At 33.6% G+C, this 10,258-nt stretch carries 9 protein-coding genes and 1 tRNA gene; 8 read left to right on the forward strand and 2 right to left on the reverse strand.

The genetic code is table 11. The annotated features are described in order from the left end of the window. Positions 1-190: 190 nt before the first annotated feature. Positions 191-1,333: an acyl-CoA dehydrogenase gene (locus HRU50_RS15765; protein WP_296352241.1), complete on the reverse strand. Its 1,143-nt coding sequence runs from the start codon at positions 1,331-1,333 to the stop codon at positions 191-193. Between the two features lie 92 nt (positions 1,334-1,425). Between HRU50_RS15765 and HRU50_RS15770 the strand changes: the two genes are divergently transcribed. The 7 genes from HRU50_RS15770 to HRU50_RS15800 all read left to right on the forward strand — a co-directional run bounded on the left by HRU50_RS15770 (position 1,426) and on the right by HRU50_RS15800 (position 8,462). Then, positions 1,426-2,493 (forward strand): anhydro-N-acetylmuramic acid kinase, encoded by a 1,068-nt coding sequence (locus HRU50_RS15770; protein ID WP_296352243.1) that lies wholly within the window; start codon positions 1,426-1,428, stop codon positions 2,491-2,493. A 74-nt stretch (positions 2,494-2,567) separates the two neighbouring features. Then, entirely contained in the window at positions 2,568-3,794 is a 1,227-nt protein-coding gene (locus HRU50_RS15775; protein WP_296352257.1) for a Glu/Leu/Phe/Val dehydrogenase dimerization domain-containing protein, read from the forward strand. Between the two features lie 9 nt (positions 3,795-3,803). Beyond that, positions 3,804-5,195: a sodium:proton antiporter NhaD gene (gene nhaD / locus HRU50_RS15780; protein WP_296352245.1), complete on the forward strand. Its 1,392-nt coding sequence runs from the start codon at positions 3,804-3,806 to the stop codon at positions 5,193-5,195. A 63-nt stretch (positions 5,196-5,258) separates the two neighbouring features. Further along, a complete protein-coding gene (locus HRU50_RS15785) occupies positions 5,259-5,954 on the forward strand; it encodes a MotA/TolQ/ExbB proton channel family protein (RefSeq protein WP_296352246.1) in 696 nt (231 codons plus the stop codon). A gap of 1 nt (position 5,955) precedes the next feature. Next, positions 5,956-6,348, forward strand: a complete 393-nt coding sequence (locus HRU50_RS15790) for a biopolymer transporter ExbD (protein ID WP_296352249.1) — start codon at positions 5,956-5,958, stop codon at positions 6,346-6,348. Between the two features lie 41 nt (positions 6,349-6,389). After that, entirely contained in the window at positions 6,390-7,238 is an 849-nt protein-coding gene (locus tag HRU50_RS15795; protein ID WP_296352251.1) for an energy transducer TonB, read from the forward strand. Positions 7,239-7,244: 6 nt separating this feature from the next. Next, the gene (locus HRU50_RS15800) at positions 7,245-8,462 is read left to right on the forward strand and encodes a folylpolyglutamate synthase/dihydrofolate synthase family protein (protein WP_296352253.1); all 1,218 of its coding nucleotides are present in this window, start codon (positions 7,245-7,247) and stop codon (positions 8,460-8,462) included. On the opposite strand, the gene HRU50_RS15805 is transcribed toward HRU50_RS15800, so the two are convergent. After that, on the reverse strand, positions 8,459-9,949 hold the full coding sequence (locus HRU50_RS15805; protein ID WP_296352255.1) for a hypothetical protein: 1,491 nt from the start codon (positions 9,947-9,949) through the stop codon (positions 8,459-8,461). The two genes, HRU50_RS15800 and HRU50_RS15805, sit on opposite strands and share 4 nt — an antisense overlap. A gap of 171 nt (positions 9,950-10,120) precedes the next feature. Between HRU50_RS15805 and HRU50_RS15810 the strand changes: the two genes are divergently transcribed. Then, a tRNA-Val gene (locus HRU50_RS15810) sits at positions 10,121-10,195 on the forward strand. Positions 10,196-10,258: the final 63 nt, after the last annotated feature.

The raw sequence follows: 10,258 nt of genomic DNA on the forward strand, positions 1-10,258 counted from the left end.
TGTGGAAGAGTAGGTCGCCGCCTTTTTTGAAAACCCTTACTTATTTTAAGTAAGGGTTTTTTGTTTTTTATAATTATTCAGGATTTTTATTCTAATTGTAAAATTCCTAAATATGAATAGTTAAAAAAAAAAGACATTTCTTCGTATAGAAATGTCTTTTTATAATATGATTAGTTACATTAAAGCCGAACTAACCTTTTAATAGACTTCGTGATATTACAATTTTTTGAATTTCTGAAGTACCTTCATATATCTGAGTAATTTTAGCGTCACGCATAAGGCGTTCAACATGATATTCTTTCACAAAACCATTACCACCATGTATTTGAACTGCTTCAACACTTTGTTCCATAGCGACTTTACTCGCATATAATTTAGCCATCGCACTAGACATGTCGTAATTATTATCATTATCCTTATCCCAAGCTGCTTTCATTACTAAATGGCGTGCTGCTTCTGTTTCAGTATACATATCAGCCAATTTGAATGCTATAGCTTGATGATTTGAAATTTCGGTACCAAAGGCTTTACGTTCCTTAGAGTATTTCAAGGATAATTCATAAGCACCAGATGCAATTCCAAGGGCTTGAGCAGCTATACCTATACGTCCGCCAGAAAGTGTTTTCATAGCAAACTTAAAACCAAATCCATCTTCACCAATTCTATTTTCTTTAGGTACTTTAACATCATTAAACTGAAGTGTATGCGTATCGCTACCTCTAATACCAAGTTTATCTTCTTTTGGACCTATATCAAAACCTGGTGTTCCTTTTTCTACAATAAAGGCATTGATTCCTCTATGACCTTTATCTCTATCTGTTTGTGCAATTACGAGATATACTTCTGCACGTCCTCCATTTGTAATCCAGTTTTTGGTACCATTAATAACATAATGATCACCCATGTCAATTGCAGTAGTTTTTTGAGATGTAGCGTCACTACCGGCTTCAGGTTCACTTAAGCAAAATGCACCGATACATTCACCAGTGGCTAATTTTGTTAAATATTTTTCTTTCTGAGCTTCGCTACCATAGGCTTCAAGACCATAACAAACTAAAGAATTATTTACTGATACCATAACAGATGCTGATGCATCAACTTTAGATAATTCTTCCATTATGAGAACATAGGATATAGTGTCCATACCACTACCACCATATTTAGGATCTACCATGATTCCCATGAATCCCAATTCGCCCATTTTTCGAACGAGTTCGTCAGGGAAGGTTTGCGCATTATCACGTTCTATAACACCTGGAAGTAATTCTGTTTGAGCAAAGTCTCTCGCAGCATCACGAATCATTAAATGCTCTTCGGTTAAGTTAAAATCCATAAAAGTAAATTATTATTGAATTGTTAAAAAATGAACACAAATATACGTGTTTATTGCTGTATTTTCAATAAGTAACACTATTTTTACTGAATATGTTAAGGTTAAATTATAATGTCATCGGCGTAATGTCTGGAACATCGCTAGATGGTATAGATGTCGTTTATGCTAACTATAAGTTTAATAAGATTTGGTCCTTTGAAATCATTAATTCTCAAACCATAAGTTATGTTTCTGATTGGAAAACCAGACTTTCAAATCTAGTTGAGCTAACTTCTGAAGATTTAGATCTGATTGATATCAGCTATACAAAGCTCTTAGCTGATGAGATTATTAAATTTAAGAAGAAACACAATATTTCGAAAGTAGATTTTATTGCATCTCATGGACATACAGCTTTGCACCAACCCGAAAAAGGAATTACTGTTCAAATAGGTAATCATCAGTTGTTGGCAGATTTGCTAAATGACAAAGTTATTTGTGACTTCCGTGTTCAAGATGTGAAATATGGAGGGCAAGGAGCACCATTAGTGCCTATAGGTGATAGACTACTCTTTAAGGAGTATGATTATTGTCTAAATCTAGGCGGTTTTGCAAATGTATCTTATGAGGAAAATGACAAAAGAATTGCATTTGACATCTGCCCTGTAAATATAGTTTTGAACTATTATGTTTCAAGACTTGGATTTGAATATGATAATGAAGGTAAAATTGCAAGAACAGGCAATGTACATATTGAGTTATTACAGAAACTCAACCAACTTCGATTTTATAATTTGAGACCACCAAAATCTTTAGGTCTAGAATGGGTTCAAGAAAAAGTACTACCGCTTATTGATTCATATTCCATCGAAGTTGAAGATATTTTACGAACTTTTACTGAACATATTGCAATTCAGATATCAAAGGTAATTAATAAGGTTGATACAATTGTTTTAATCACAGGTGGTGGAGTTTACAACAAGTTCTTAATTGAGCGTTTAGATAATTATACATCATCAAAAATTGTGATTCCTTCGAATGACATCATCGAGTTTAAAGAGGCACTAGTATTCGGCTTTCTTGGTGTGCTAAAAGATAGAAATGAAGTTAATTGTTTAAGAAGTGTTACAGGTGCAACAAAAGATCATTCTTCAGGTAAGATTTTAGTTCCAAACGTTTAAAATTAATGTTTAATTCACTTTTTAGGTATTAGAGTTTTTTATATTTGTTACAACTAACTAAATAATAGAAATTGATAAAAGAATTACTTCACAAGTTTGAGAATAAAGCCCCAGAAATAGTATTTCATTGGAACGATTCTGAAACTGATGCCGAAGGTTGGACAGTCATTAACTCACTTAGAGGTGGAGCAGCTGGAGGTGGAACAAGAATGCGAAAAGGATTAGATCGAAATGAGGTGTTATCCTTAGCAAAAACGATGGAAGTGAAATTTACGGTGTCTGGTCCTGCCATAGGTGGAGCCAAATCTGGAATTAATTTTGATCCACACGATCCACGTAAAAAAGGTGTTTTAGAACGTTGGTATGCTGCGGTGTCACCATTACTTAAAAGTTATTACGGTACTGGTGGTGATCTTAATGTTGACGAAATTCATGAGGTCATTCCAATTACTGAAGATAGTGGAGTTTGGCATCCACAAGAAGGTGTTTTTGAAGGACATTTTAAACCAACGCAGGCAGATAAAATTAATAGAATAGGGCAGTTACGTCAAGGAGTAATTAAGGTCATTGAAAATGCAAACTATTCGCCTGACGTTAGTAGAAAGTACACTGTTGCAGATATGATTACGGGCTTTGGTGTTGCTGTTGCTGCAAAACATTTCTATGATATTAATAAAGATTCAATTAAGGGCAAACGCGTTGTAGTACAAGGGTTTGGTAACGTTGGGGCTGCTGCAGCATTTTATTTTGCTCAAATGGGAGCCAAAGTAGTTGGTATTATAGATATAGTTGGTGGACTTATCAATCCGGAAGGTTTCTCATTTTCGGAAATAAAGGAATTATACTTACATAAAAACGGAAATACTCTTGTAGCTGATAATTTAATTCCTTTTGAAGATATAAATGAAAAAATTTGGTCTTTAGAGACTGAAGTGTTTGCACCTTGCGCCGCATCTCGTCTTGTAACTCAAAATCAGATTGATCAATTGATCAGTACGGGACTAGAAGTAATTACTTGCGGGGCAAATGTGCCTTTTGCGGATAAGGAAATCTTTTTCGGACCTATTATGGCGCATACAGATAGTAAAGTAAGTTTAATTCCAGACTTTATATCTAATTGCGGTATGGCACGCGTGTTCGCATATTTTATGGAACGAAAAGTACAAATGACAGATGAAGCTATTTTTAGCGATACCTCAGAAGTTATAAGAAAAGCACTTAAAGAGGTAAAAGAAAATAATCCTACGAATACAGGTATAAGCGAAACTGCATTCGAGATAGCATTAAGACAACTAATTTAAAAATACAATATGGAAACCGTCATTATTCTTGTTTTTGTTTTTGGTTATTTAGCCATAACTCTAGAGCATAATATTAAAATAGATAAACTTATTCCGGCTTTAGTAATGATGGCTATTAGCTGGGCATTAATTTCGCTCGGGATTGATGATTTTTCTGAGTGGTTTGATTCTGCGAAGCATAGTTTAATGGATAACTTTGGGTTACTTCCGCATGAAGAGAAAATGCATTTAATGGAAGAAACGCTTCTTCATCATTTAGGAAAGACTGCAGAGATTTTAGTATTCCTTTTAGGTGCAATGACTATTGTTGAAATCATCGATTATTTTGATGGGTTTTCAACAATAAAATCGGCGGTTAAGTTTAATAGTAGAAAGAAGTTATTATGGATGTTTGCCATTTTAGCATTTGTACTTTCTGCAATTATTGATAACCTAACAGCAACCATTGTTTTAATATCTATTCTTCAGAAAATAGTAAAGGATAGAGACATTAGAATATGGTATGCTGGTTTAATTATTATTGCTGCTAACGCAGGTGGTGCATGGTCACCAATTGGTGATGTTACTACTACCATGCTTTGGATTGGGGATAAAGTATCTACAGGAAAGCTCTTTATCTATCTATTCATACCATCTTTACTATGTATGATTGTGCCGACTTTTATTGCCTCTTTATTAAAGCCATTTAAAGGTGATTTAGAGTTACAACCAGACGATGATAAAGTAAAAAATAAATTCAGCTCTACAATGTTATTTTTAGGACTTGGTGCTATTGTTTTTGTGCCTATTTTTAAAGTTATTACACATTTACCACCATATGTTGGTATGATGTTGTCTCTTGGTGTTGTAGCTGTTTTTGCTGAGATTTATAGTAATTCTAAGTTTGCTATTTCAGCGGCAGATCAAGGTGAGCACCAGGCGCATGCAAGTCATAGTCCTGTACACTATTCTTTATCTAAAATTGAATTACCTAGTATTTTATTCTTCTTAGGAATATTGATGGCGGTTGCAGCCTTAGAATCTCTCGGTATTTTATTCGGTTTTGCGGGAAACTTGAAAGAAAGCGTTGGTTTAATAGGAACAGAACCAGCAGGCACCGTAGTTTCTGATTTGGTTGTTATTCTTTTGGGTATTGGCTCAGCAGTTATTGATAATGTACCACTAGTCGCTGCCAGTTTAGGAATGTTTGATCAAGCACTAGATGATCAATTATGGCACTTTATTGCATATTCTGCTGGTACTGGTGGAAGTATGTTAATTATTGGGTCTGCAGCTGGTGTTGTAGCCATGGGTATGGAAAAAATTGACTTTTTCTGGTACTTAAAGAAAATTTCTTGGTTAGCTCTTGTGGGCTTTATTGCTGGTGCTTTAGCCTTTATGGTAACAAGAGGACTATTTTAATATACTTAAGTCAAAAACTTAGCGTTATAGCTTACATAAACATTTAAACTTAAAATCTATTATATGTTATTACTTAGTAGTATTCAGAATGAAACTGAAGTTTTAACGGATGGGGAACAGGTTGAAAAAACCTTATCCATAATTGAATTAATTTCAAGTGGTGGTACTTCAGGAATTGTAATTATTCTTATTCTATTTCTTCTCTTAATTGTTGCAACATATATTTATTTCGAACGCATTTTTGCGATTAAAGCGGCATCCAAAGTTGATTCTAATTTTATGAATCAAATAAAAGATCATGTTAGTAATGGCAAGATAGATTCAGCCCACATGTTATGCGCGCAACAAAATTCACCAGTTTCAAGATTAATCGCTAAAGGAATAACAAGAATAGGAAAGCCTTTAGAGGACATTAATACTGCTATTGAAAATGCAGGACGTTTAGAAATTTACAGTTTAGAAAAGAATGTAAGTGTACTAGCTACAATTTCAGGTGTTGCACCAATGATTGGTTTCCTGGGTACGGTTGTAGGAATGATCCTTTCTATTTTTGAATTAGCAAATGCAGGCGGAACCATTCAGATGGATGTTTTAGCGAGTGGACTTTATACAGCAATGACAACTACGGTTGGTGGGCTTATTGTAGGTATTATTGCGTATGTGGCGTATAACCATATTGTGGTAAAGACTAATAAGGTTGTTTACCAGATGGAAGCAAACTCGGTGGAGTTTTTAGATCATTTAAACGAGCCTATCTAATATGAATATTAGAGGAAGAAATAAAGTCACTCCAGAATTCAATATGGCCTCAATGACCGATATTGTATTCTTGTTATTGATCTTTTTTATGATTGCTTCTACATTAGTTACTACAAACGCAATAGATATTATTCTACCGAAAGCAAGTGGTAAGACTGAAAACAAGAAGTCTACAGCAGTCAGCATAAAAAAAGACTTAACATATTATATAGATCAAAAGCGCGTCGGCGAAGCTGTTTTAGAAAGACAATTAATAGATATTTTATCTACTCAAGAGCAACCAACTATAGTATTGAGAGCTGAAAAATCAGTGCCTGTAGAAAATGTGGTTAAGGTAATGGATATTGCTAATCGCAATAAGTTTAAGGTTATATTAGCGGTGCAACCGAATTAATCGGCATTGTTTTTGATTTTAAATAACACAAATAGTTTTAAGTGAAATTCCTAGAAACAAAACATCAACGAAATTCTGCCAGAATCACAGGTTTAATTACATTGATTTTGTTTTTGTTATTGTTTTTTGTTGGACCTCAATATTTAGATCCACCAGAAGAATATGGTGTTGCTGTTAATTTTGGAAATACAGATTTTGGTAGTGGGAATAAACCATTGTCTCAACCTAAAAAAGCGGTTGAAGATAAAGTAGTGGATGAACCACAACCAGAAACGACGCCATCACAACCAACTGAAGCCACTACTAAAGCTGAAGATGTAATTACGGAAGACAATGCAGAAGCTATAGCTATAAAAAAACAAAAAGAAGCTGAAGCCAAAGCAAAGGCAGAGGCGGAACGGATAGAAAGAGAGAAACGAGAAGCAGAGGAAAGAGAGCGAAAAGAACGTGAAGAAAAACAAAGAAAATTAGACAACCTCATAGGAGGTGTTAAGAATTCTAATGGTAATGATGATGGAGGTGAAGGACCAGATAACCAAGGTGGAAATAAAGGGCAACTAGATGGGGATCCATATGCGCCAAGTTATTTTGGTGGTTCAGGACCAGGAAAAGGTGGTGTTGGTTATGGCCTTGGTGGAAGAGGAAGACCTTCTAAAAAAATCTACAAGCAAGACTGTAATGAATACGGCTTAGTTGTGGTACGAATCGAAGTGAATCGTCAAGGAAAGGTTATAAAAGCGGAGCCTGGTATTAGAGGTACAACAAATACACATCCGTGTTTACTAGAGCCAGCTAGAAAAATTGCGATGTCTCATAAATGGCCTGCTGACGCAAACGCACCTGCTAAGCAAGTAGGATTTGTAAGTATTAACTTTGATGTCGGTCAATAGTAGTTTATGAATTATTTAGATACTATAAATTGGATGTTTAACCAGCTTCCTATGTATCAAAATAAAGGTAAGTCCGCCTATAAAGAAGATCTTTCTAATACACTTATTCTTTCAAGACATTTATCTCAGCCTGAGAAAAAATTTAAATCAATACATGTAGCTGGAACTAACGGAAAAGGTTCCACAAGTCATATGTTAGCTTCGGTGCTTCAAGAAGCTGGTTATAAAGTAGGCTTATATACATCACCACATTTAAAAGATTTTAGAGAGCGCATTAGAATTAATGGTGAGGTCATAAGTAAGCAGTTTGTAATTGGATTCATCAAACGAAATAAGTCGTTTTTTGAAAAAATTCATTTGTCGTTTTTTGAAATGACTGTAGGTATGGCATTCGATTATTTTGCAAAACAAAACGTTGATATTGCTGTTATTGAAGTTGGACTAGGCGGACGATTGGATTCTACAAATATTATTACACCAGAATTGTCTGTAATTACTAATATTGGGTTTGATCATATGCAATTCCTAGGTAATACATTGCCTAAAATTGCTGGAGAAAAAGCAGGAATTATAAAGAAGAATATACCAGTGGTAATTGGTGAAACTCAAGCCAAAACATCAAAAGTTTTTCTTGATAAAGCAAAGTCTGAAAGTTCTCAAATATATTTTGCTGATCAATTGATTCAAAATGTTTTAGAAAGCGATTTAAAGGGTTCTTATCAAATGCATAATATAAAAACTGTAATGCAGTCAGTTCAGCTTCTTAAAGAATTGAAGTTTGAGATTACTGATGATCATCTTAAAAAAGGACTTCTAAAGGTAGTTGTTAATACTGGACTAAATGGACGATGGCAAGTTTTACAGCAGCAACCCAAGGTAATTTGTGATACAGCGCATAATAAAGAAGGATTAACTTATGTTATGGAGCAATTACAAAATGAAACCTATCATAAACTTCATGTTGTATTTGGTGTGGTCAGTGATAAGGATTTAATTTCAATTATTCCATTATTACCCAAACAAGCAGCTTATTACTTTTGTAAGCCCAATATTCAAAGAGGTTTAGAAGCAGTTATACTTCAAGAGCAATTCAAACAAAATGGTTTAAAAGGAGAAGCATTTAATTCAGTGCAAGAAGCCTATAAATCAGCGCTATCAAACGCATCAAGCCAAGATTTGGTCTATGTAGGCGGAAGTACTTTTGTAGTTGCAGAAGTACTTTAGTTTCTTAGTTTATTATAATAGTCTTTATACAACCCATCAAGGTTAAGTTTCCTTAATTTAATAGTATTGTTAGTCTCAATATTTTTATCTGGGATGGATTTTTGTTTCAAACTCAATTGAGAATTAACAGCACTAATGCTTATTTCTGGATTTCGTGTTTCATTTATAGTTTCAACTTTATAAATTTCAGAAATTAGTGGGTCACTTGTGAAATGCGAAAATTTAGAAAACTGAAATCCATTTCCAGTATAAAATAGAATTGAATCTGATGATTTTAAGTTAATAAATATAGATTCATTTTTAGGTATAAATAATGATTTGTCCTTACCCTTCATTAGTTTAAAAACAATTAAATCTTGGTTTGAACTATTCGAAATTTTCACCTTGTGTTTTCTTGAAGACGTATTATTGTTTGAAAGATTATCAAATGTTTTAGGATAAGGATTAGAAAACGGATAGACCTCGTCGTATGCTAAGTTTTCAGTTGGAATAGAGTTCGTTTTTTTAGATTTTCGTTTTAAAGAATAATAGAAACGAATGCGATTATCATATTTTGAAGACCTTTTTTTGTTTTGCGAAGTTGAAGTTGATTTCTGCTCAGAATCATTATCGTTTGTAGGAAGGAAATAAAATACAGCACAAACCAAAACCGTTAAAATACCTGAAATAATATATATGTTCTGGTTTTTATTAGGTTTAGTTTGTTTATCTTGATAAGAAGCTTCAATCGGAGTTGTAACCTCTTCAATGGCTTTTTGAATATCATTGAAGTCGATCTCAGGTTCTTTAATTATGGTGTCCTCAGTCTTTCTGTTGTTAGAAGCGATTTGCACTTGTGTTATAAATGAATGGTATTCACCATTCGAATCCATTTTAGAATCCTTTGAACACGTAGCAATGGAATGACGTAGTTCATTGATCTGATCCTTTAATTGAGAATCAAATAATTCTAAAATACCGTAAAAGTCCTTATTGGTTAGGTATATTATAGTCTCATTAGTTTTGAAATCTTCGTTTGATGATAAAGCCTCAATCCCTATACTCACTTTTTGACTTAATTTGATCGAAATTTCACTTATACAAGCGTTTGAAAATAGGTCAGAATGCTGAAAGATTTTCTTGAGAGGATCTAGGTTATTTTCCTTAAAGAAATCATCAACTAAATGGTTTAGATGAGTAAGCAGATAAGGTTCTAAAAACAGTTTGAAGCCACCAACATAATTTAGAGAACTTAGATCAAGATCAAAATTTACATCAGTTAGATTTTCATACTTTTCAAAGAGGATGCTCTTAAGCCAAGTATTCTTTTCAACAGTAATATGGTATGACCTCAAAGTAGGATCTTCCAATCCACTTATTAACGAGGATTTTAGTTTGTGATCTGTTTGATTAAGATGATCAACTACTTCTTTTAATTTTTCACTTGAAAGATGTTTTAACTCATCGAGAGTTAGGTTGTGATTATCTAAATATGAGTAATATTTCAATTGATTAATTTTTATGACGAATATATTAAATACCTATAAAATGGTGATTTAAAAATGTTTGGATAATTGAAGCTTTATATCAACGAAAGGTGACTTTAAAATAATTTAAATTTTTTTGAAAAAATCTTTTGAGATATTAAAAACAAGTCTATATTTGCAGTCCAATATTTAGGGCGCGTAGCTCAGTTGGTTCAGAGCACTTGGTTTACACCCAAGGGGTCAGGGGTTCGAATCCCTTCGCGCCCACAAAATTAACCTTCACTAGAACAGTGAGGGTTTTTTTATGCCTTGATATTACTAGGTTTTTAA

It is taken from the genome of Winogradskyella sp. (assembly GCF_013213835.1).
Lineage (GTDB): Bacteria > Bacteroidota > Bacteroidia > Flavobacteriales > Flavobacteriaceae > Winogradskyella.

What these genes read in the sequence shown, in the direction of transcription:
- HRU50_RS15785 (WP_296352246.1), top strand. Translation starts at nt 5,259, where the DNA reads ATGTTATTACTTAGTAGTATTCAGAATGAAACTGAAGTTTTAACGGAT.
- HRU50_RS15800 (WP_296352253.1), top strand. Translation starts at nt 7,245, where the DNA reads ATGAATTATTTAGATACTATAAATTGGATGTTTAACCAGCTTCCTATG.
- nhaD (WP_296352245.1), top strand. Translation starts at nt 3,804, where the DNA reads ATGGAAACCGTCATTATTCTTGTTTTTGTTTTTGGTTATTTAGCCATA.
- HRU50_RS15770 (WP_296352243.1), top strand. Translation starts at nt 1,426, where the DNA reads ATGTTAAGGTTAAATTATAATGTCATCGGCGTAATGTCTGGAACATCG.
- HRU50_RS15790 (WP_296352249.1), top strand. Translation starts at nt 5,956, where the DNA reads ATGAATATTAGAGGAAGAAATAAAGTCACTCCAGAATTCAATATGGCC.
- HRU50_RS15765 (WP_296352241.1), bottom strand. Translation starts at nt 1,333, where the DNA reads ATGGATTTTAACTTAACCGAAGAGCATTTAATGATTCGTGATGCTGCG.